This is a genomic window from Mycobacterium sp. D16Q13, assembly GCF_002013375.1.
Classification (GTDB): domain Bacteria; phylum Actinomycetota; class Actinomycetes; order Mycobacteriales; family Mycobacteriaceae; genus Mycobacterium.
The window spans coordinates 161,199-182,640 of the sequence record NZ_MAEW01000010.1; the positions used below are offsets into that span (position 1 = coordinate 161,199).

Below are 21,442 nucleotides of genomic sequence, written 5' to 3' on the forward strand. Positions count from 1 at the left end.
GGCACATGAGCATGCGCCGGGCCTCGGTACTGACTCTCACCACGATGACCATCGGCGGGGTTATCGGCATCATCGTGTCCCTCATCCTGAACGTGTTCGTGTTCGATGAGTACGACGCCTACGGCGAGGTGAAGATCCCAGGCAACACGCGGCTGGAACTGCCGGCCGGCGAGGTGACCATCAGCTTCCACTCCTGGGTGTCCGGCGACAACGGGCTGCTCATCCCCCAGCTTGGCCTGTCCATCTTTCCTCCCGACGGGGTGGCAGAACCCCAGGTCCGCGAGAGCATTGGAAGTTCGACAACGGTGAACGGTGATGCCCACCGCCGGGTGTGGGTCGCGCAGATCTCCGCCGCCGGTACGTACGACGTGCAGGTCGAGGGCGAGGTCAACGGGTTCGTCAATCCACGCCTCGCCTTCGGCCACGGCAGCCCGTATTGGCCTCTCACCTGGGGCTTCGCCGGATTGTTCGGGGCCGCGGCGCTGGGCTGGATCGCCTATCTGCTGACGAGATCACGGACTGTCCGCCCATCACCCCCGGTAACCGCACAGCCGGGCACATCCTATGAACCCACTGATGATGGAATTCGCATTGAGCAACTCAAATCTCTTGCTGCCCTGCGTGATTCCGGCGCGTTGACCGATGCGGAGTTCGAGTCAGAGAAGCGGCGACTCCTCGACGGCGGCTAGTCGATACGATTCCCTGTATGGGCGTCATCTACCTGGTCCGGCATGGCCAGGCTGCCAACTACTCCAGCAGCCCCGATAGCCCGTTGACCGGCGCCGGACAGCGACAGGCCGACGCCGTGGCGGCCGAGCTGGCTCGCCGCGGCCTCAGTGGCGCCCGGCTCCTGCATGGCGGGATGAAGCGGCAACGGCAGACCGGTGAGGCCATCGCGGTCGCTCTGGGATCCGAGCCGCAACAGGACGAGCGTTGGGATGAGTACGACTACAAGGAGATTGTCGGCAACTCGCGGATGCGCCGCCTCGCGTCGGTCAACACCGTCAAGAGCCTGGCCAAAGGTGACACCCAGGCCATTCTGGAAGACGGCCTAGCGAAATGGGCAAGCACCGATTCATCCGGTGGCTACGCAGAGAGCTACACCCGCTTCCAGCAGCGCGTGCTGGCCGCCATGGCCGACGCCGCCAAGCGCGACGGTGACACCGTGGTGGCCACGTCCGCCGGAGTCATCGGGATGATCGTCGCGGACCTCTGGGCCACAGATAGCGGCGGGCGCGTATCGAATTGGCTTACCGCACAACGTGTTGTCATCAACTCGTCGATCACCTCGCTGGTCAACGGCAAGCGCGGCGTGAGCCTGCTCGCCTTCAACGACCACACCCATCTGATCGGCGATGGCGGCAACCGGGATTTGGTGACCTACCGCTAGTCCTCGTTGGCGCAGGGGGACGACGCGGTGACCACATACACGTGGACCCCATTGCCGCGCACGTCTTCACGTGCGCTCACGATGTAGCCGGCATCATCACGATAGGTCCGGCTGTTGTGCGGCTCGGGCTCCGGCCGCTTGCTTTCTTGGCGGCGAAATCCCTTGCCCGACAGTGATTCGAGGCGATCCAGCACGCCAGAGATCAGCTCCGGAGTGGGGTCTGCGAAATCGCGCTGCAGACGCAACCACCACGGCGGGCCCTCCGGGAGGGCCGAGTTGTAGCTCGTCCGGCAGCCCATCCGCTCGACGTCGTTGACACCCGGCTGCACCTTCTCCGCCGTGACGAACGCCAGATTCTCGGCCGTGACCCGCAGCGCTTCGGACATCTTTACCGACGTGGGTTCCATGCTCTTACTGCCTCCTTGCTCACTGTCCGCACCGAAATTGCACGAAACCGCAACCAGCATCGTCAATCCCGCCACTGCGGCCGTCCATGCGCGCCTCATCGAACCTGCACCTTCCGGCCAAGGCCCGGATTGTCCGTAACATGCGGATTGCCGTAAGGGTCTTCCCATTTGGGATTGGTCGGCAGCGTGAACGGGCCGATCTTGGCCCCGGACAGCCACTGATCGCCGTACGCCTTGGCGATGTCCTTCACCGACTCGTTCAAGCTGCTGTCGTCCCCGAGGTTGATGTCGACATTGTTCGACTCAATGCCGCGTTCGACATAGGAGGTCACCTCGCCGCCCTTGATCACATTCGCCATGTTCTGGAACGCATCGGACTTCGGATCATCCCAGTAGCTACCGTGCCCATTCGGGCCGAACACCACCTCACCGGGATGATTCTTGTTCTCGTCGCTGTAGTAGCCGGTATCGAGACGGGTGACTCCGGGAATCGAATCTGGGTCTCCGCCAAGCGGATTACCCGCATGCGGGTTACCGATATCGCCGTCCGGAGCCCGCGGAATCACCGGCGGAAGGTCCAGATTGACCCCGGGAAACGGAGAGAATCGAGTGGGGATATCGCTGTCTCGTGGCGCAAGTTGTGCGGCACCGATGAGGTCGCCGGGCGCGGTCATGGAGAACCGCTGGACATTTGGATTGGGGTTGTGCCACTCGGTGCTGAGGATGCCTGTGCCCGCGGACGATGCGTACAACACGCGGTCGGCGCGTAGTCCCATCTGTTCTGCTGTGCCGACAACGGATCCGCCGTACGAGTGCCCAATGTAGGTAGTGGGCGTACCGGGCGCCTGCCGGGCGACCTCCGCGTCGAGCTCCTTGCCGAACGAGACGAGCTGCGGTGCCATCGCCAATCCGTACGACGGGTCGGTCGCCTTGTCCAGCCCCTGTGGAAAATCGTTCTCCATATAGAGGAAGACCGGCGACCCGCTCTGTTTCGCCAGATTGACGGCCGAATCGTGGTTGTTTCTACTGCCGTTGAGGTTGGTATTGGTGCCAGGGACATAGACCCCGACACCCGGCGCCCCAGGTTTGAGGTCGCCGATCTGTTCGATCATCCGGCCGTTGCCCTCCGTGGAGAACATGACGAACTTGCGATCGACCTTGAAGTCGGCGGGGGAACCTCCGGCAGGAACCGTCGCGAACGGGTCATCCATGGGAGCGAGCATCGCCCTGAGCTGATCGACCCGCGCCTGATCGGGCGTGGGCCTCTGCAGTTCGTCGATGAGTGCGTTCCTGATATTGATCTCGTTGGCGTCCGCACGAACATCGAAGGGCACCCCGTTGGTGTTCCCCATGAACTCGGGGTCGGCGATGACCATCTGATGCACCGTCTCGGGGGGCAGCCCTTCCAGGAACGCACGACGCTCTTCCTCGGACATGCCACGCACCCGGTCGACGAGCGCATCGGGATCGATCTTCTCCCCCGTCGGCAACGTGACGTCCTGCTGCCCGTCGCGCATGGCGTCCAGATCGTTGACGGCTTCCCGCAGCTTCCTGCCGTACATCTCGTCCAGCCGAGCCACCTCGTCCAGACCCGCCTGAATCCTGCGCTGGTGGTCGGCGGCGGCCTGTGCCTTCGTCGAATCCGGGTGGCTGACCTCTCCGGTATCGGTAACCGTGAATCCCTCGGCGACAGCGGCGTCCACGTCCTGAAGCGTGTACTCCTTGGCGTGCTTGAGTGTTCGTCCCGCATCCTCGGCATCATCGGATAACCGGTTCAGGACATTCCGGACCTCCCGACCGTGGTCCAGCTCCTGGTCGACCTTGGACCGCGCCGCATCGTGCGTCTTGCCAAACCAGCCCGAGGCATCGTTGAACACACGGTCGCACGAGTCCAACGACGCGTCCAGCGTCTGGGCGTTGTCGCGAGCGATGTCAGCAGCCTTGCTGAGCGCGTCAAGATTCCAGCCCCGGAGTGCACTGATCGTCGGGCGCATCAGCGTGGCTTGAGCGCGTCGAACGACGTGGCGGTCTTCTCGTCTTGCGCCGTCACATTGGTGGCGAAGGTATCGACAAGCCCGGCCATATCCGAGAATCGGCGGGCAATCGAGGACATCGCCTTGATTCCCGGGGATGCGGTATCGCGGATGGCGGCCAGCACTTCACTTCCCGAACCCGAAGCGTCCTGAAATGAGGTCCACGGCATGTCGTTGATGTGCAGCGTCTCACTCAGCCACGTCTTGGAAATGGCCGCGAGTTCCTCGGTCCGGACACCGAACTCGTCGCTCATGATTTCCCTCCGCTAACTCCTCATCGATGACTCTATCCAGTCAGACGTTCGGAGACGCGGATCGGTTTCATGCTTGTGGAGAAAGAATCAAATCGGCAGCCTTCTCGCCGAGCAACACCGAGGGAGCATGCGTGTGACCACGGATGAGGCTCGGAATCACCGACGCATCGACCACCCGCAGTCCCCGCACACCGCGCACGGTGAGATCCGGAGCAACCACGCTGGCCTCGTCCGTCCCCATCCGGCAGGTAGCGACAGGGTGATACAGCGTGTGTGAGTTGTTCTCCAGCGCGGCCACGAGTGTCTCCTCCAGGTTGTCGCTGGGATTTCTCGGTCGCAGGATCTTGCCGAGTATCGCCCGCATCGACGGCGTCTCGGCGATGCGGGCGGTGGTCCGCAGTCCGAACATCATGGCGGCGCGGTCCTGTCCGGCGGCATCGCTCAGGTAGCGCGGATCGATGCGCGGCTTGGCCAGCGGGTCCGGTGAGGTCAGGGTGATCGCGCCGCTGCTCTCCGGTTTGAGCAGAATCGGGCCCATCACGATGGCGTGCTCGGTGGCCTCACCCAGGCCTTCGTCGAAGAACGGTGCGGGCGCGAAGATCAGCTCCAGGTCGGGTAGCGCGAGATCGGCCCGGCTGCGCAGGAATCCGTATGCTTCCCCGACATTTGAGGTGAGCATGCCGCGATGGCGCAGGAAGTAGTTGGCGAGCTGCAGCGGTTTTTCCGCGCCGTAGAGCGAGTCGGATTCCACCGCATAGCCCACCGGGCAACACAGGTGATCGAGCAGATTCTGGCCGACCTGCGGGGCATCGACAATCACGTCGATACCAAGCTCGGCAAGGCGCTGGGCATCACCGATCCCCGAAAGCATCAGCAGCTGAGGGGAATTGATGGCACCGCCGCTCAGAATCACCTCGCGCCGGGCTCGCACGGTATGGGTGATGCCGTCACGTACATACTCGACACCGATGGCTCTGGCGCCATCGAACAGCACCCGGCGTACCTGGGCCTCCGTGACCACATTCAGGTTGCGCCGCCGCAGGCCGGGTTTGAGGTAACCGTCCGCGGTGCTCCACCGGCGGCCGCCGCTCTGGCACACCATGGTTTCCGAGAACCCCTTGGGTTCAGGAGTATTGGCCCGCTCGACATCAAATCCGGCCTCTTTGACGGCCTCCAGCCACGCCGCGGTGCTGGAGCGGGGGCTGCGCTGTTTGGAGATCTTCAGCGCGCCCTCGGTGCCCTCGTCACTTTCGGTCGCGCCCTCCACCGTCTCGATGCGCTTGAAGTAGGGCGCGACATTCGCGAACGACCATTGATCGCCGGCGACAGCTGCCCAGTCGTCATAGTCGGCCGCGAATCCACGCACCCACATCATCGCGTTCATGGAGGACGAGCCGCCCAGCGTTTTTCCTCGCGGCCAATAGATCTGGCGGTTGTTCAGCTGGGGCTGCGGCTCGGTGAGATAGTCCCAGTCGACATCGCTGCGGAACAGCTTCGAGAATGCGGCGGGAATGTGAATTCCCATGTCCTTGTCCTTGGGGCCCGCTTCCAACACCAGCACCTGATCGTTGGTGCGTTCGGAGAGCCGGGTGGCCAGCGGCGCCCCCGCCGATCCCGCGCCCACGATGACGTAGTCAGCTGCCAAGTCCTCAACCATGTGGGGGACGGTAGCGGACTGGACACCGCGCCGGGAAGCTTCTGGTACGGGACGTCCCAGGTGCGACCGCCACGGTTACCCGCAGGCGTCTACGGGTACACCCGGTAACAGTTCGTCCCGCCGATGCCGAGCACATACACGGTGTCGCAGCGCGTGAAACTGCCGTCGGGCGCGTAGTCCGACTCGCAGACGCCGCCACCGTTACCCCACACCACAACGTTTCCGCACGGAGCCGCCGCGGCCGGACCTGCCAGCGCGACGCCCCCGGCCGCCAGCACGGCGGCGATACCCACTGAGGCCAGTAGTTTCCGCATGTCAGTTGCCTCTTCTTCATGCTCCCGGCCTCACCCTGACGCCGGATCTACCCTTAGAACGTTTCCTTTTTTGGAAAAGTTTCCCTAAATGGAAGGTTTGTTACTATGGCCACATGCCACCGACCAGCGGCCTGCGCGAGCAGAAAAAGTCCGAGACCAAGCTGGCGCTGAGCCGCGCCGCCCTGGAACTGGCACTGGACCGGGGCGACCTTGCGGCGGTCACGGTCGACGAGATCGCGGACGCTGCGCGCGTCTCGTCGCGTACCTTTCGCAACTACTTCACCAGCAAGGAAGACGCCGTACTGTTCTTGATGCGCCAGTACGGCGACACCGGAGTGGAGCTGCTGTGCTCACGCCCCGACGAGGAACCGATCATCGATTCACTCGAGGCAACCATGTTGGGCCTGGTCACCTCCGAGGCCATCGATACCGTTGTCGCGGTCACGCGCCTCGCCAAGCTGAGCCCCGGATTGGCCGCCCACGCCGCGGCAGAACCAAGCAACGAGGACGGCTCCGTGCTTGCCGAAGTCGCGCGGCGCACCGGCCTGGACCGCGACCTCGACCTGTATCCGCGCCTGGTCTGCAATGCCGCCTACGCGGTGCTTTCGACGATCATCCAGTTGGCAAGCACCGATACGGGACTGCAGGGAGAACCCGAAGAGATTGTCCGACAGGGCTTCCGACAGCTGCGCGGCGGGCTATCGACGCCTGGGGCCTAGGAATGGGTCACATGATGACGGGCCGGGGGGGACCGGACTACCGCTGCGTGATGATCTGCTCTCGCAAGATGTCGGCGTGGCCGCAATGCTGTGCCAACTCCCTGAGCACATGCAAGTACACCCAGCGCAAGGGCAATGGACCTCGCCTGTTGCCCATGACCAGATCGTCCAGGGCAAGTGGAGCGACCCGTTGCTTCGACGCGGCACAAGCATCGCGGTATCGGCGCTGGACAGACAGGATGTCATCTGCGGGTTCCAGAACAAACGACTCGTCGGGAGTCAAGGGAAGTCTCAGATCAGCGCGGGAGCGACATGTGATCGCCTCGTTGAACCACACCCCCTCCACAAACGTCACATGCTTGACCAAACCGAGGAGCGTGGTGCGGGAAGGAACCAGCGAGCGCCGGGCCTCCTCCTCGGTCAAACCATCGAGACAATCGTGGAGCAAGGACCTGTGCTCATCGAGGAACACATCGAACTGATCGCGAAGACTCGCGCCAAACGTAGCTAACTCCGTCGTACGCGCCGCCGTCATGCTGTAAGTCTATCGGCGCAGGTAGCGCCCCGTCTTGCGAGGCGCAGCGAACCCCTGCACCGCGCCCACGGGATCACGGGCGCGGCTGATCCAGCAGTTTGGCAATGCCGTACAACTCGGTCTCCTGGATCTCTTTGACGACCCGAAGCAGAATCCGTTCATCGACGTCGTCGAGATTGACACCTCTGTTTGTCACCGTCAGCAGCGTGCCGCCCTCGTGCTCACGAAAGGCCACGTGACGTGTCCACCGGGCCGACTGCCCCGTGCCGGCGTGGGCGTGAAGCCCCAGGGTCAAATGCTCGTAGGGGACGGCGTCGAGAAACTCGACCTCGAATACACCGGTGAACCGAGTTCCCACCACCTGAACGGTGGTCATCGTGAACGTGCTCCCCACGGTGACGTCCACCGGCGGGGTGTCAGGCTTGCCCCACCACGATGCCGGATCGACGAGAGCCGACCACACATCATGGGGAGGGTGCGGGAAATACCGTTGAACCTGTGTCATAGCTTCTCACTCACTCGAGAAGAAGTCCTGGTGCGCCCGAAGGGATTCGAACCCCTAACCTTCTGATCCGTAGTCAGATGCTCTATCCGTTGAGCTACGGGCGCGTGCTATTCAATTGTTGCAGGTCAACAGGTTTGGCCTGCAGACCGACGCGGAGGCGAGAGGATTTGAACCTCCGGTCCCCCGTAAAGGGGACAACTCATTAGCAGTGAGTCCCATTCGGCCGCTCTGGCACGCCTCCTGAACTTCCCGAGCGGTACTCCGAACCCATAAATGGATTCGGAACCGCCGAGGGCACAGAGTACAGGCCCGCGCGGCCGGAAGGCAAAGCCGTCGGTCGTCGTCCGGTCCAACATGCACCGATAGTCTGATGGCCGTGTCTGATCCTCGTCGCGCACGCGGCTCATCGGTCCCCGCGCGACTACGCCCCGAGCTGACCGAGCTGCCGGCGTACACCCCGGGCCGCACCGTCCCCGGCGCCATCAAGCTGGCCAGTAACGAGACCGTGCAGGGACCACTTCCCAGCGTCCGGGCAGCCATCGTCGAGGCCACCGCACGGATCAACCGGTACCCCGACAACGGGTACGCCGAGCTGCGCTCGCACCTGGCCAAGCACGTGGACATGGCGCCCGAACACATCGCGGTGGGATGCGGATCTGTGAGCCTGTGCCAGCAGCTTGTACAAATCACCGCGACGGTCGGCGATGAGGTGCTGTTCGGCTGGCGCTCCTTCGAGACGTACCCCCTGGTGGTGCGTGTGGCCGGCGCCACCCCGGTCCAGGTGCCGCTGACCGACTACACCTACGACCTTGATGCCATGGCCGCCGCCGTGACAGACGCCACGCGGCTGATCTTCGTCTGCAACCCGAACAACCCGACCGGCACCGTGGTGCCGCCCGCCGATCTGCGGCGGTTCGTCGAGACGGTGCCGGCTCATATCCTCATCGCGATCGACGAGGCCTACATCGAGTACGTACGCGAGGACTTCACCGATGGCATCGCACTGGTGCGCGATCACCCCAATGTGGTTGTGTTGCACACCTTCTCAAAGGCCTATGGCCTGGCGGGTCTGCGCGTGGGCTATGCGATCGGCGATCCTGACGTGATCGCCACGCTGGGCAAGGTGTACGTACCGTTCAGCGCATCCAGCCTCGCCCAGGCCGCCGCCGTGGCCTCGCTCGGTGCCGCGGAAGAGCTCCTCACCCGGACCAATGATGTTGTCGCCGAGCGTATCCGGGTAACCAGTGCACTCCGGGAGGCAGGGTACGACGTGCCACCATCGCAGGCGAACTTCGTATGGTTACCGCTGGCCGAACGCTCGACAGAATTCGCGCAGGCCTCCGCAGAGGCTCGAATCATCGTGCGCCCTTTCGGAACCGACGGTGTACGGGTAACCATTGGGGCGCCCGAGGAGAACGACGCATTCCTTGAATTCGCGCGCGCCTGGCGCTAGCTCACCCGCGAAAGTTGTGCTGCTTCGGCCCACTCGACGGTGAGCTCGACGACCTCCCGCGCATCCGGGAGCACCAATGCCAGCGGGGTCAACGGCCCCGCAGCCACTCCGGTGAGTACGCGGGCGCTCGCTACCGGGTCAACCACCGAGACCGTCACCGCGGCAACGCACTCCGCGGGACGCACATAGAAGCGCGTACCTGAGTCCACCAGTCCCGTGAGCTCGGCCCCGGAGATGTCCATTGCCTTGGCGCCGTCGGAGAGTGAAAGCAGAACCGGGCGCTGCGAATCCACCACAAACGGACCCATCAGGCCCGCGGCCATGACCGCCTGCGAGTCATCGACCACGGGGGGATGGCCCACCTGACCGGCGGCGATCAGCGACTGCTCCAATAGGTACTGGTACAGCTGCACGACACGGTCGGCGTTGCGGTGGTTGCGCGCATCATGCAGCCAGAACTCGACACCCTCGACGTCATCGGTGCCGCCCTGCACATACAGGCGATAGAAGCGATAGCCAAGATCCGGTGCACCATGCTGAGTTTCGGCGACCGTTGCACCCACGCCCAATGTCTTGACGTATCGCGCCTCACCTTCAGCGAAGCTCAACTCCGAGGAGGACACCTCACGCCATACAGCGCCATTGACAGATGCGTGCAGCCGAACGCTGGCCGACTTCTGCCCCACACCGGTACGCACTGTGAGGCCGCCCAGCTGCGGGCGTTCCTTGAATTCAAACTCGATGAAGGACGGCGACTTTCGGGTGGCTGTGGGCACGTTGCGCGCCACGGTGTCCAGCTCCACCCCGTTGGTGAGGAACCAGATGGCCGCCTGCGTTCCGGCGATGGCCTCGTGGTCCTTGATATTGGCCTCACTCAGGTATCCGGCCGCGCGCAACCGGCGACTCAGCTGCGCCGTCGACAACGCAGGGAACGAGTTGGCCAAGATCCAGGCGACCTGCGATTCGCGGGTGCGAGCCCGCAGGTTCGCCACCGACAGCCAGTCCGCCACCGCGTAGCCCGACGGCAGGTTGGGTGCGATCCCCGCGATATCCAGCGAGTACGCCGCGATGGTGGGGTTGAGGCGAATTAAATCTGTGCGAGCCGAAGTGCCGTCAGTGAACACGACCTCGTCCACGGTGGACGAATAGGTGCCCCCGCGGTACCTAGTCAGGCGCTGTGGGAGCACCTCGGCGTTGTGGCCGTGACGCCTCCCAGTGATGCGGGCAGACGGCCATTCGACGAGCGATAGCAAAGAATGAGTAGTCATGGGTTGGTTGATCCTTGTGCCGGCGGATTGCAGCCCAGAAGCTCGATAACGTCGAAGGACGTTCTGCTGGGATGCCAGGGGCGGGGTTAGGGAATCAACAACAACAGCAACACACGGCGGCGCTGCGCGCCCCGAAGGTGTCGGCGCGCAGCCCGCTGATCGCCCGAAGTCGGTGCGATGGTGCGACGTGCTGCATGCATCCAGTCTACGTACGTCTGGCCAGGCGGCCGGATTTTTGCCGGCCCTCCACCCCACCGCGGGCACCCGCGCGGCGAACCCGCCGCTCTACCGCGGGTCACCCAAACCCCGTCCTGCGGAGTTTGGCGCACGGGTGTTCGTTACCTGATGCGCCGACCCAATCCCGATTAGGATTTCAGACATCAGGTCTTAATCCCATTCGCCCAGGAGGAAACCGCTGTGCCCGCTGCCAAGAACGAATCCCAGGCCCTCGGCGATCTCGCCGCACGGCAGCTAGCCAATGCCACCAAGACCGTCCCTCAGCTGTCGACGATCACCCCGCGGTGGCTACTGCACCTGCTGAACTGGGTCCCCGTCGAGGCCGGCATCTACCGCGTGAACCGCGTGATCAACCCCGACAAGGTTGCGATCCACAGCGAAGAGCAGGGCGAGGGTGAGGCCCCGCTGCCGCAGACCTACGTCGATTACGAGACCAACCCGCGCGAGTACACGCTGCGGACCATCTCAACGCTGCTCGACATCAACACCCGGGTCTCTGATCTGTACTCCAGCCCGCACGACCAGATCGCCCAGCAGCTGCGCCTGACCATCGAGTCCATCAAGGAACGTCAGGAAAGCGAGCTCATCAACAACGCCGAGTACGGCCTGCTGGCCCAGGCGACGCCGGAGCAGACCATCAAGACCCTCGGTGGCGCCCCCACCCCCGATGACCTGGACGCCCTGATCACCAAGGTGTGGAAGACCCCCGGCTTCTTCCTGACCCACCCGCTGGGTGTGGCGGCATTCGGCCGCGAGGCCACCCGCCGCGGCGTGCCGCCGGTTGTGGTGAGCCTGTTCGGTGCGCAGTTCATCACCTGGCGCGGTATCCCGATCATCCCGTCGGACAAGGTTCCCGTGAAGGACGCCAAGACCAAGATCCTGCTGGTGCGCACCGGCGAGGAGCGCCAGGGCGTCGTCGGCCTGTTCCAGCCCGGTCTGGTCGGAGAGCAGGCGCCGGGTCTCTCGGTGCGGTTCACCGGCATCAACCGGTCGGCCATCGCCTCATACCTCGTCACCCTGTATTCGTCGCTGGCTGTGCTGACCGATGACGCACTTGCCGTTCTCGACGATGTGCAGGTGGACAGGTTCCATGTCTACAAGTGACGCGATCCCGGTAACCGACAGCCCACCTGGCTTCCCATCCGCGGCGGAGCTGTCGGCCTTGGCCACTCAGCTGTTCTGGGAGGCAACACCTTCCGGAGCACCGGGTATCGACACTCCGGGACCGGCCGTACCCGTGGCGCCCCGGGGCAACGTCCCGGACGCGACCGCGGGCTCGTCCGCCGCAGCCACGGCGGGCTCGTTGGCCAGTCCGTATGCACCGGCACCGGTGGCGGACGCCCTGTCGACGGCAACGGTGGCTCCTCCGGTTACGGCCTTCGGTTCGGCGACCCCCGACGGAATTCCCGGAGCGGTGCCGGTGGCTCCGCGCGGTGGTGGCGGTGACCTGACATCGGGTACATCCGCCGCACACACCGCCGCAACCGGTTATCCGGCTTATCCCACGACGGGGTTGGCCGATTTCGCCGTTCCCTCGGGGCTGGTTCCGACGATCCCCGGGGTGCTCGCAACCCCTTCGGTGAACTCCGGCGCACCAGCCGCCACCTCACCTCGCGTGGCTCCGTACTCGGATGCACCCGGGGTGCCGAACCTGGGTTGGACGACCCCGGTGGCGCCGACCGGCGGCGACGAGGCGAACTACTACTTCCTGGGCGGGGCGCCGGCTGCGGCACCAATTCACGAGGACGCGCGCGCCTTCGATGTCGCGTCGATTCGGGCGGATTTCCCGATCCTGTCCGAGACAGTGAACGGTAAGCCACTGATCTGGTTCGACAACGCCGCGACCACGCAGAAGCCGCAGTCGGTGATCGATCGGCTGGTGCACTTCTACCAGCACGAGAACTCGAATATCCACCGTGCCGCACACGAATTGGCGGCACGGGCCACCGACGCGTACGAGGATGCCCGCGGCGCCGTCCGCAAGTTCCTGGGCGCCGAGGCGGACGAGAACATCATCTTTGTGCGCGGGGCCACCGAGGCCATCAACCTGGTGGCGCACGCCTGGGGCGGCAAGCACCTCGGGCACGGGGACGAGATCGTCATCACCCACTTGGAGCACCACGCCAATATCGTTCCGTGGCAGCAGATCGCGAAGAAGACCGGCGCCGTCATCAAGGTGGCCCCGGTGGACGACGCCGGTAACCTGCTGTTGTCCGAGCTCGAAGACCTGGTCGGTCCGCGTACCAAACTGGTTGCAGCCACCCAGGTTTCCAACGCGCTGGGCACGGTGACACCAGCCAAGCAGATCGTCGAGATCGCGCACCGCTATGGCGCACGCGTACTCATCGACGGTGCGCAATCGGTACCGCACCTCACGGTGAACCTGCAGGAACTCGGCGCCGATTTCTTCGTCTTCTCGGGTCATAAGATCTACGGCCCCACCGGGATCGGCGTGCTGTACGGCAGCGAGGACGCGCTGGCCGAGACACCTCCGTGGCAGGGCGGGGGCAACATGATCGCCGATGTCACCCTGGAGCGCGCGGTGTTCCAGGGTCCGCCCAACAAGTTCGAGGCGGGCACCGGCAACATCGCGGACGCCGTCGGACTGGGTGAGGCACTGCGGTATGTGGAGCGCATCGGCATCGACCGGATCGCTGAATACGAACATGCGCTGCTGGAGTACGCCACACCGCAGTTGGCCGCGATCCCCGGCGTAACGCTGGTCGGAACGGCCGATCACAAGGCGTCGGTGCTGTCGTTCGTGCTCGACGGACACGATCCGGTGGAAGTTGGCAAGGCGCTCAACGCCGACGGCATCGCGGTGCGCGCCGGGCACCACTGCGCGCAGCCGATTCTGCGCCGGCTGGGGCTGGAGCAGACGGTGCGGCCGTCGTTCGCGTTTTACAACACCTTTGACGAGATCGACGTCTTCATCGACGCGGTGCGGCGCCTGGCGGAAAGCGGCGGGCCCAAGGCGTAGAGCAGCGTTCGTCGGGTGCATACCGCGCGCAGGCATCTCATCGAAATGCCCTGCACCTGATATGCACTCGGCGAGCTCAGCCCGCCCGGCCCACCACCGTCAGCAGCACCGCCGAGTCTTCGACCGCGGTGAGGTCATGCCGCTCTCGCGGGATTACCACGTAATCGCCGGCGGCCAGCGCGGCCGTCGCCGTCGCCGTCGCGAGCTCCACCCGCCCACTGAGCACCAATAATGTTGCTTCGCCGGGGTTTTCGTGTTCGGCAAGCTTATGGCCGGCACCGAGGGCCAACACCACCTGCTTCAGTGCGTGGTCCCTGCCACCGTGCACCGTGTGCGCGGACCGACCACTGTGCGCGTTCCGCGCTGTTTCGGCCTGCTCGTCCCCTAGAGCAGTTATCGAGATGACATCCATGACTTATCTCCCTTCACCTGTGGATCCAGAGTCAGGCTGACCGTGCAGTCCCCGTGACCGGCATCCGGTGCGACAGTCACCTGGAACTGCCCGCCGACCGCCTCGGCGTTGACATCGAGAACTTCTTGGATGAGACCCCGCTGGATTCCGCGAACCACTTCCGGGGCAGTCTGGGCGATCTCGGCAAGTGGACAGGAACAAATCTGCACAGTGGTGCGCCCAAAGGACATCAGCGACGAGTGCACTGTAAACCCCAATTCTCCAAGGGTTTCCACGACCAAATCGGCCGCAGGGATCGCGGCCCGGTGCCGCGCCACGTTTACCCGGTGTGCCAGATCGGCCCCCACCAGCGCCGCTCGTGATTCGCGCTCGGCGGGGGTGCCACCGAGATGGACTGCGAACAGTGACACGACATCGGCGTAGTCGAGCCGTGGGGCGATCGCGTAGGCGAGGCTGGGCCTGCCCGCCTTCTGGCCTGCACTGCCACCGCGCCGGACGATCTGCCCCTGCTCTTCCAGGGTCTTGAGGTGGAAGCGCGCCGTGGTGATGTGGATCCGCAGACTATCGGCGATGTGCTGCGCACCGACCGGCTGCGGCGCCTCCCTTAGCAGCCCCAGGACGCGTTCCCGCTGTTGACCCGCCCCGCGGTGAGCCGTCATTCGGGCCGGACTCCCACCACGGCGACCGCCGTCAGCGCATCTCTGTGGTGCCGAAACGTACGACGCATCGCGAGCACTCGCTTGCGCGCGGCGCCATGCAGCAGAACGTTTTTCAACAGCCGTAGAGCTCCAACAATGCCCTCATCGGCGACGACGCGTCGCGGGTTGAGCAGCGCCATCGGCGCCCGGTCGGTGCTCACCACCTCGAATCCGGACGCCCTCAACAACTCGCTCCACTCGACCACGGTGAGCGGCCGGGCGTTGACCTTGATCGAGCGGGCTAGGGCCCGGCGAATGTCGTCCTTAGTGGCGGTGTCCACGGAGTCCGGTGTCAGCCCAAGCTCGTGGATCGCGTACCGCCCGCCCGGCCGCAACACCCGATAGGCCTCGTCCACGATGGCCCGCTTGGCCTTATCGGTCTGCATCGTCAGCATTGCCTCGCCGACCACGACATCGGCGCTGGCATCGGGCAGCCCCGTACTGGCGGCGTCCGCGACGATCACGCGGCCACCACACGGTGCGACAACGTCGCGCACCGATGAGGTAGCCGCCGCGGTGTCATCGACACCGACATAAGACCGCGGGTGCAGCGCCACGATGTCGCGCGCGGTCCGGCCGAGCCCCGGCCCGAGCTCCACCACATCGGCGTCAGTCACCTTTCCGGCGGCCAGGAGACGGGTGGTCAGCTCAAGCCCGCCCGGACGCAAGACGCGCTTGCCCAGTCGCGCGAGCAGCCAGTGCCCGGGAAGGTCTTCGTCCCTGCGCCCGGCCAGTGGAAGCGTTTCGCTGTCAGCCATAGTTCCAATTTAGAGGATACTTCTCCTTTTAAATAGGCCCACGCCCTCGGAGGGTTGGATTCACCACGGAAGCAAACCTCCCTTCGCGGCGGTGATCGGACTAACGTCACCGTGCGTGACTGCCTCGACAACATCCCTCAATGCGATCACCGATGCGACCCGAGCGGCGGTCGCCGACAACCCGAGCGCCGCGACGGTGGTGTTCAAGGCGTCCGCCCGTCCGGAGGGCACCGTCGGCAGCGAGATCACCCTCGGCAAGTACCGCGTCCACGTCGACGAGCCACCGAGCCTCGGCGGTCAGCACACGGCACCCAACCCCGTCGAGTACTACCTGGCATCGCTGCTGTCCTGCCAGGTCGTGACCTACCGCTTCTGGGCCGAAAGGCTGGGGATTCACGTCGACACGCTCAGCGCAAGCGCCGAGGGAGACCTCGATGTCCGCGGATTCTTCGGCCTGGACGACAGCGTCCGGCCAGGTTTCCAGCAGATCCGCGTCACGGTGACGGTCTCCGGGCCGGACAGCGACGAGCGGTACCGCGAACTTCAGGAAGCCGTGGACGCACATTGCCCGGTGCTGGACCTGACCACCGGCTCCACTCCTGTGCGCACGCAACTGATCACGCGGCCGCAGTCGTAAATCTATTGCCGGGCGAGGGGCCTCGCTGAGAGGATCACCGGCGCCCCGCCCTAGACCGTGCTAACCGGTACGCGCGGTCCGCTGCTGACGCAGCTGGTGAGGGAGGCAGCCCGTTCGAGCCGGGCCGGGAACCGGAACATCCGCAGCTGCGCACGGTCCAGCTGCGGCGTTAAGAGCGGTGGCGGAGGGATTTGAACCCCCGGACGGTGTTAGCCGTCTCTCGCTTTCAAGTCAGCGCGAACTGGGTAAACAGGATCGTAGCTGACAATCCCGGTGTGCACTGACGTGCACTGCGACCTTCCCGGGCGACCATCCGCAGGTGGCGATTGTGTCAAAGCGGTGTCAACTTTGAGTGCCTGGTCGAAGGCACCGAGGTCGCCGACGCTGCCGTCGACTGTGCACTCGCGTAAACCGAGCCTTCTGACGAAACACCGATCTGCTTCGGCGTGTCGTGACGGCTCACTCGTGAATTCGCGGCACTCCGTAAATCATCACTCGTCATGAGCGAAAACGATGCAACTCCCTCGCGACCGGTGTTGTACACCATGGAGGAGACAGCCGAGATCCTGCGCGTCTCAAGAGAGTATCTGTATCGGATGCGTCAGCGCGGCCAACTGACCGTCGTGAAATTTGGTAGACGCACGTTGGTCGAGGCAGCGGAGATCGAGCGGGTGGTCGCCGCCGCCCGCGCCGCATGAACCTCGCCATGACAGTCTCCGCAACGAAACGGCTACTCCCCCTCTGTAGCGTGGCCACCACATAGCGGCGGCCACACACCGCGAGAACCGTCGCTGAGCTCACCGCAGACCACGCAGCTGATTTCCGCTAAGCGTTCGGCCTTCTCGATCCGGTCGAACACCGCATCACCCTCCGTAGAGGTCACGACATGACCGATCAACAGCATCCCGCCGTCCCATACGTTGTCGACGAAAAGATCGGGGTCCATGACGCGGAGGTCACGAATTAGGTTCGCGTACAACAATGCCCAGCCTGGCCAGTAGCACGCGGGCCAACGGTGCGGTTCAGGGTCAGGTTCGCTCATGACGAATCTTCCTGAACCAGGATTGAATCCGGCTCTCCAGCGATGCGTGCGATCGTTGCCTGCTGCTGCTCGCTGAGCATATCCGCCGTGTATCCGTCGAGCATGATCGCTGCCCAAACTGTTGCACTTGCGGGGCAGTTCGGGCAGATGCGCGGGCCGACCACACCGAACTGCCCCATGCGCGGTGGGTAATCCCAACCCTCGTCGAACGCATCATCCGCGGTCAATACTTCGTCACGACCGCAGACCTCGCAGATGTGATGGAGCTGGCCCTCATCAGTCGACACAAGTGCAGTATCACTGACATCCCGACGGCTTGTCGACGGTGGTTATGTTGCCTTGCAATAGTTTACGGCAAAAGAACCGGCAATTTTCGGGAAGAGGTGGAAATGGCCGTAATCAGGAGCCGATATGCCTGCATCAAATCCACGAGCTTCACCACTCATGACTTCTGAAGATGTCGTTGGCGTCGACATCTTTCCAACTCCGATTGGGTTCGCTACATATCTTGCAGCCGGAGTCTTGCCAGATATAGGGGTTCTGCCGATGCAACTTGGCACGTAAACGTTTGCTGTATGTAGTGCCTGGTAGCCCAGATATGCGAGGCCCTCGTTCTATGAGCCGCTCCTGGGTCTCAATCTTGACTAGCGCCAAGTCCGCAACACGCCGAGCATCCTTTGCCGCCTCACTCGCTAACCGCAGCGTCTCCCCTGCACGCCAGACCTCCAACTCCCCTTTGTCGGCTCGGCTGCGTACCTGATCCGCGAGTCTCATCGCCTCCACTGCCTCTTCTTCAGCTTCTGAGTACATCTCTGGCGCGACAGCATCTGCGGCCTTCCGCGCAGATGCTGCAACTTGAGCCGCATACACGGCTGCATAGGCCTTGTCATAGAGGCGCTCACCAATCCCCAGTCCAGCGTATCGCGAAGTAATCAGCGAAGTGTCTTCCTGAATAACTCCCACCGGTGGGTTCGCGCAACCATGCGAACCACAGATTCTCGAGCGCTCGATTTGACTGGCTTTGGCGAGCACCGCCGTAACGAATGCGGTGCTTGTGTCCAGATCCATCTTGACCCTCAAGCCCGAGTAACAGTGACACACCAACACGACCGCTCTGTCGTTGAATCCCCATTCAGTGACGGTACAGAACGCCGAGGACTGCATCACTTTCTGACGTTCTTGGCGAACTGTTCGCGCCAGTTCGTCTGTAAGGTGCGCGTACGGCTTCAAATATCCAACGCGCCAAATGATCTGCTCGATGTCGGCGATAGTTTCTTCGATCGGCCGACGGGTATCGAAGACGTTTCTCATCAGCGGACCACAATGCGAACTGATCTGGTCACCGAGCAAAACTGCTTCTTCATAGCCCAAGGAAATCTCCCCCATCGGGCAATGCTATTCCTCTCCACAGCGGGCTGCTCCCCCGGTCATTTCACTTTCAGCTGACTCACTGCGGGAATGGAAATTCTCGTCGGTCATCGCGCAGAGATGTGTCGTGACTGTGATGAGCTGTGAGACAGCCGGATTCGACCCAGAGAAACGCGGGGATCGAGAGGCTGGGGAATGGCGGAATGAAGGTCTCATGCGTTTCGTCTGGTTACCAGGATCTGGATTTAATCAGGTCTGTGAGCTGCGCCGATAAGGGTGCGGGGCCCCACCCGTCGGGGTTCAGCCGTAGGCTGCTCGCCATGGCTCTGGAGTTCGTCGACTATCGGCGCGGCTCCGCGGACAAGTACTCGTGGGCTCCGCGATTCGACACGGCAATCACTTACGAGCACCCACACTGGTGGGACGAAGTCCGGTATTACGTCAACGATCCGTGGTTCGTTCAGGTGGTAGACGAGAATGGCGTGGAGGTCGCCCGGGTTGAACTCGACGACCCCGGCGGTATCAACCCCAAGTACACGGACGTACCTGACCTCGGGGACGACCGGCTAGAGATCCAGTTCATCGAGGTGTCCACCGCCGACCGTCGGCGGGGAATCGGCACACGCGTGGTGCAGGGCCTCACTGAGCGGCACCGGGATCGCCGACTCTTCGCCTACAGCGAGAACGCGGACGAATTCTGGACGCGCCTCGGCTGGGATCGCTTCAACCACCCCGAAGGCGGTTGGCGCCCGCTGTTCATCCAACCGGTAGACCGATGAAGCGCACCCACAACGAGGACAGCACAGCGACGTTCGACAGGACAGTCGACTTCTCCTACGACGCTTGTTGGTTCGAGTGCCCCGAGTGCGGTAACCGCGTGGTCATGACGTTCGAGGACCGCATCAAAGGCGAATCCCGGAGCTGTCGCTGCGAGCAAGAGGTTTCCGCACAAGAACTGCATCCGGTGCTCACAGACCTATCCGACCCCGCGACCGACCCCGCCCAGATCGAGCGGATGGCCTGGTACCACAGCACCACTCGCACGGACTGGCCGCCGACCGACGAGTCTCCCGAAGTGAACGCGACGCACCTGGGGACGTTCGAGTCCGCAATTGAGAACATGTTCCGCCGGATGAATCACGAGTCCGACGCGGAGAGCCAGTTCTACCTCTACCGGGTTCACATCACTTGTGCCGACTCCGAGGTGTCCCCTCTCGGCGAGGAGCCGACAGACTTCCTGGGCAACGTCCGGCTCGGTCTGTTGTCCGAGAAGGGGTTCCGGGTGGTGCGCTACGTGAACGTGCACGAGCACCCCGGATCGATCTCGCTCGCGGTGGTGCCATCGGTCATCACGCACGTGCAGACCCTCGCCATACCGCTCAATCTGAACACGGAGGAGTCGATCGCTTCGCGAGAGATCTTGGCTAGGTACACCACTGAGCTCGAAGAGGTGGAAGCCCAGCGACCCTGCACTGACGGAATAGGCCGCATCGACCTGTTGACGCAGCGGAACCCGGAGACCGCGGCGACCGCCAAGGCGAACCACGCCTGCGATCAGGCGATGTGGGCGGCCCAGCGTAGGTACAACCAGGCGATGGAGCAGGAACACACACCCGCCGTGGGCTTTCGGACGCGCGACAAGCTGCTGGATGCGGTCCGCAGCATTCACGGCACCGCCGCGCACGTGCACGACCGGTTCCGGTCGCTGGCGGAGCTGGTGCAGAACCCGGCCCGCACCCTGGCCGCCACGCAAGCGCAACCGGTGCGTGAGGTCAGGACCTAAGCGCCTGATGACAATCCCACCGCCCCCCAGTGGGCGCCTGACACCGCCAGAGTTCGACCACTTCGCCGACGTGGTGATGCAGTTCGCTGACGCGGCAGAGGACCTACTCAAACGGGAGCTGGCGTACCCGTTCAACTTCGGGAGTGAGGCGCTGCGAGACACCGCCGCGCGCGATGACCATCCAGGGACGCGGTCCAAACAGACCTTGCTGACCCTGGCAACGCAGCAGGTCGTCGCGGGCCATAACCAGTGCGACCTTCTCCGCGGCGTCGCCGGGCTGCTGCGCACCGACCGGGTCACCCTGGCCCCGTTCCCATTGGCACGTACATGTGCCGTCATGGCCGCCAAGGCGTGGTATGTCCTCACCGCAGAGTCCAAGGAAGAGCGGCTACGGCGGTACCTGAACGAGGAGCTGGCCGCGCTGTACGGCCTACCGTTCCCGTCGGACAACAAAGAGGCCACAACTGAACGCGACGACCGCACCGCCGACTACCTGGCCGTCGGCTCGACGGTGGGGCTCGAAGCGGCCTACCGCAAGAGACCGCGGCCGTGGGACGCCCCGGTCCTCGCTCGTGCGGGTCAAGGCCTCGACGACGCGCCGCCGCCAGAGACACAGCAGGTGAAGGACCTTTACCTGGCGTCGGGGTTGCAGCAAGATGAGCTGGCGGGGATGCCGTATTCGCTGCTGTCCGCGGCGACGCACGGTCGCTTCAGCCAGGCAGGGCTCATCGGGTACGCGGCTGTCGGCCCTTCAGTGGGAGGCGTTTCGACAGCGGAGATGCACGTGACGTTAGAGATCACCTCGCAAACCACCATTTATGCGGCGATTGCGATGCGTGCCTATCTGTGCGCCCTCGCGCGGTACACATCCGTGCCTGAGGCGGTGGTGCTGGGTCGCCTACAAGAGCCGACAGCGGCGTGGTGGGCAATCGCACACCCATCGACGGGTTCGTAGTGGTCGCTCCGCGGACCACCTTGTCCGCGGCAAGCAT

The 21,442-nt window shown here is 64.0% G+C and carries 25 protein-coding genes and 2 tRNA genes; 11 read left to right on the forward strand and 16 right to left on the reverse strand.

Going from position 1 to position 21,442, the window contains the following annotated elements:
* Nucleotides 1-5 precede the first annotated feature (5 nt).
* Both B4400_RS11805 and B4400_RS11810 read left to right on the forward strand, forming a co-directional pair.
* Entirely contained in the window at nt 6-689 is a 684-nt protein-coding gene (locus tag B4400_RS11805) for an SHOCT domain-containing protein (RefSeq protein WP_078311252.1), read from the forward strand.
* A gap of 17 nt (nt 690-706) precedes the next feature.
* Nucleotides 707-1,390 carry a histidine phosphatase family protein gene (locus tag B4400_RS11810; RefSeq protein ID WP_078311253.1) on the forward strand — a complete coding sequence of 228 codons (684 nt, stop codon included), beginning with the start codon at nt 707-709 and terminating at the stop codon, nt 1,388-1,390.
* Here B4400_RS11810 and B4400_RS11815 read toward each other — a convergent pair.
* From B4400_RS11815 to B4400_RS11835, 5 genes are all read right to left on the reverse strand, one after another.
* Nucleotides 1,387-1,896, reverse strand: a complete 510-nt coding sequence (locus B4400_RS11815; protein WP_139360202.1) for a hypothetical protein — start codon at nt 1,894-1,896, stop codon at nt 1,387-1,389. The two genes, B4400_RS11810 and B4400_RS11815, sit on opposite strands and share 4 nt — an antisense overlap.
* A complete protein-coding gene (locus B4400_RS11820; protein ID WP_078311255.1) occupies nt 1,893-3,791 on the reverse strand; it encodes an alpha/beta hydrolase in 1,899 nt (632 codons plus the stop codon). Before B4400_RS11820 ends, B4400_RS11815 begins: the two co-directional genes overlap by 4 nt.
* Nucleotides 3,791-4,084, reverse strand: coding sequence for a hypothetical protein (locus B4400_RS11825; RefSeq protein WP_078290651.1), 294 nt, complete (start codon nt 4,082-4,084; stop codon nt 3,791-3,793). The genes B4400_RS11820 and B4400_RS11825 overlap by 1 nt, the downstream gene beginning before the upstream one ends.
* Before the next feature lie 67 nt (nt 4,085-4,151).
* Nucleotides 4,152-5,741, reverse strand: coding sequence for a GMC family oxidoreductase (locus tag B4400_RS11830; RefSeq protein WP_078311256.1), 1,590 nt, complete (start codon nt 5,739-5,741; stop codon nt 4,152-4,154).
* A gap of 89 nt (nt 5,742-5,830) precedes the next feature.
* Entirely contained in the window at nt 5,831-6,055 is a 225-nt protein-coding gene (locus tag B4400_RS11835) for a hypothetical protein (RefSeq protein WP_078290653.1), read from the reverse strand.
* A gap of 113 nt (nt 6,056-6,168) precedes the next feature.
* Between B4400_RS11835 and B4400_RS11840 the strand changes: the two genes are divergently transcribed.
* Nucleotides 6,169-6,774, forward strand: coding sequence for a TetR/AcrR family transcriptional regulator (locus B4400_RS11840; RefSeq protein WP_078311257.1), 606 nt, complete (start codon nt 6,169-6,171; stop codon nt 6,772-6,774).
* Nucleotides 6,775-6,811: 37 nt separating this feature from the next.
* On the opposite strand, the gene B4400_RS11845 is transcribed toward B4400_RS11840, so the two are convergent.
* The 4 genes from B4400_RS11845 to B4400_RS11860 form a co-directional block, all read right to left on the reverse strand.
* The gene (locus B4400_RS11845) at nt 6,812-7,309 is read right to left on the reverse strand and encodes a DinB family protein (RefSeq protein WP_078311258.1); all 498 of its coding nucleotides are present in this window, start codon (nt 7,307-7,309) and stop codon (nt 6,812-6,814) included.
* Nucleotides 7,310-7,382: 73 nt separating this feature from the next.
* Nucleotides 7,383-7,814: an SRPBCC family protein gene (locus B4400_RS11850; protein WP_078311259.1), complete on the reverse strand. Its 432-nt coding sequence runs from the start codon at nt 7,812-7,814 to the stop codon at nt 7,383-7,385.
* A 28-nt stretch (nt 7,815-7,842) separates the two neighbouring features.
* Nucleotides 7,843-7,918: transfer RNA gene (locus B4400_RS11855), tRNA-Arg, on the reverse strand.
* 48 nt (nt 7,919-7,966) lie between these two features.
* Nucleotides 7,967-8,055, reverse strand: a tRNA-Ser gene (locus B4400_RS11860).
* A gap of 135 nt (nt 8,056-8,190) precedes the next feature.
* Between B4400_RS11860 and hisC the strand changes: the two genes are divergently transcribed.
* Nucleotides 8,191-9,267, forward strand: a complete 1,077-nt coding sequence (gene hisC / locus B4400_RS11865) for a histidinol-phosphate transaminase (protein WP_286151294.1) — start codon at nt 8,191-8,193, stop codon at nt 9,265-9,267.
* Here hisC and B4400_RS11870 read toward each other — a convergent pair.
* On the reverse strand, nt 9,264-10,535 hold the full coding sequence (locus B4400_RS11870; RefSeq protein ID WP_078311261.1) for a thioester domain-containing protein: 1,272 nt from the start codon (nt 10,533-10,535) through the stop codon (nt 9,264-9,266). The genes hisC and B4400_RS11870 overlap by 4 nt on opposite strands.
* Nucleotides 10,536-10,952: 417 nt before the next feature.
* Here B4400_RS11870 and B4400_RS11875 point away from each other — a divergent pair, with 417 nt between their 5' ends.
* Both B4400_RS11875 and B4400_RS11880 read left to right on the forward strand, forming a co-directional pair.
* On the forward strand, nt 10,953-11,876 hold the full coding sequence (locus B4400_RS11875; protein ID WP_078311262.1) for a family 2A encapsulin nanocompartment shell protein: 924 nt from the start codon (nt 10,953-10,955) through the stop codon (nt 11,874-11,876).
* The gene (locus B4400_RS11880; protein WP_078311263.1) at nt 11,863-13,752 is read left to right on the forward strand and encodes a family 2A encapsulin nanocompartment cargo protein cysteine desulfurase; all 1,890 of its coding nucleotides are present in this window, start codon (nt 11,863-11,865) and stop codon (nt 13,750-13,752) included. The genes B4400_RS11875 and B4400_RS11880 overlap by 14 nt, the downstream gene beginning before the upstream one ends.
* Before the next feature lie 76 nt (nt 13,753-13,828).
* Here the strand turns inward: B4400_RS11880 and B4400_RS11885 are convergent, their stop codons facing one another.
* Genes B4400_RS11885 through B4400_RS11895 form a run of 3 tightly spaced genes read right to left on the reverse strand, consistent with a single transcriptional unit; the run spans nt 13,829 to nt 15,620 of the window.
* Nucleotides 13,829-14,164: a cupin domain-containing protein gene (locus B4400_RS11885; protein ID WP_078311264.1), complete on the reverse strand. Its 336-nt coding sequence runs from the start codon at nt 14,162-14,164 to the stop codon at nt 13,829-13,831.
* Nucleotides 14,146-14,823 carry a helix-turn-helix transcriptional regulator gene (locus B4400_RS11890; RefSeq protein ID WP_078311265.1) on the reverse strand — a complete coding sequence of 226 codons (678 nt, stop codon included), beginning with the start codon at nt 14,821-14,823 and terminating at the stop codon, nt 14,146-14,148. The genes B4400_RS11885 and B4400_RS11890 overlap by 19 nt, the downstream gene beginning before the upstream one ends.
* Complete coding sequence (locus B4400_RS11895) at nt 14,820-15,620, reverse strand: class I SAM-dependent methyltransferase (RefSeq protein WP_078311266.1); 801 nt, start codon at nt 15,618-15,620, stop codon at nt 14,820-14,822. The genes B4400_RS11890 and B4400_RS11895 overlap by 4 nt, the downstream gene beginning before the upstream one ends.
* 115 nt (nt 15,621-15,735) lie before the next feature.
* On the opposite strand from B4400_RS11895, the gene B4400_RS11900 reads away from it, so the two are divergent.
* Together B4400_RS11900 and B4400_RS11905 are read left to right on the forward strand one after the other, a co-directional pair.
* Entirely contained in the window at nt 15,736-16,257 is a 522-nt protein-coding gene (locus B4400_RS11900; RefSeq protein WP_078311267.1) for an OsmC family protein, read from the forward strand.
* A gap of 500 nt (nt 16,258-16,757) precedes the next feature.
* Nucleotides 16,758-16,955 carry a helix-turn-helix domain-containing protein gene (locus B4400_RS11905; protein ID WP_057966339.1) on the forward strand — a complete coding sequence of 66 codons (198 nt, stop codon included), beginning with the start codon at nt 16,758-16,760 and terminating at the stop codon, nt 16,953-16,955.
* A gap of 32 nt (nt 16,956-16,987) precedes the next feature.
* Here B4400_RS11905 and B4400_RS11910 read toward each other — a convergent pair whose 3' ends face one another.
* The 3 genes from B4400_RS11910 to B4400_RS11920 form a co-directional block, all read right to left on the reverse strand.
* Nucleotides 16,988-17,299, reverse strand: coding sequence for a hypothetical protein (locus B4400_RS11910; protein WP_139361368.1), 312 nt, complete (start codon nt 17,297-17,299; stop codon nt 16,988-16,990).
* Nucleotides 17,296-17,586: a hypothetical protein gene (locus B4400_RS11915; RefSeq protein WP_078311269.1), complete on the reverse strand. Its 291-nt coding sequence runs from the start codon at nt 17,584-17,586 to the stop codon at nt 17,296-17,298. Before B4400_RS11915 ends, B4400_RS11910 begins: the two co-directional genes overlap by 4 nt.
* 148 nt (nt 17,587-17,734) lie before the next feature.
* Nucleotides 17,735-18,685, reverse strand: coding sequence for a hypothetical protein (locus B4400_RS11920; protein ID WP_078311270.1), 951 nt, complete (start codon nt 18,683-18,685; stop codon nt 17,735-17,737).
* A 302-nt stretch (nt 18,686-18,987) separates the two neighbouring features.
* Between B4400_RS11920 and B4400_RS11925 the strand changes: the two genes are divergently transcribed.
* Genes B4400_RS11925 through B4400_RS11935 form a run of 3 tightly spaced genes read left to right on the forward strand, consistent with a single transcriptional unit; the run spans nt 18,988 to nt 21,405 of the window.
* Entirely contained in the window at nt 18,988-19,446 is a 459-nt protein-coding gene (locus tag B4400_RS11925) for a GNAT family N-acetyltransferase (RefSeq protein WP_078311271.1), read from the forward strand.
* Nucleotides 19,443-20,450 (forward strand): hypothetical protein, encoded by a 1,008-nt coding sequence (locus tag B4400_RS11930; RefSeq protein ID WP_078311272.1) that lies wholly within the window; start codon nt 19,443-19,445, stop codon nt 20,448-20,450. The genes B4400_RS11925 and B4400_RS11930 overlap by 4 nt, the downstream gene beginning before the upstream one ends.
* Nucleotides 20,451-20,457: 7 nt before the next feature.
* On the forward strand, nt 20,458-21,405 hold the full coding sequence (locus B4400_RS11935) for a hypothetical protein (RefSeq protein ID WP_078311273.1): 948 nt from the start codon (nt 20,458-20,460) through the stop codon (nt 21,403-21,405).
* Nucleotides 21,406-21,442 lie beyond the last annotated feature (37 nt).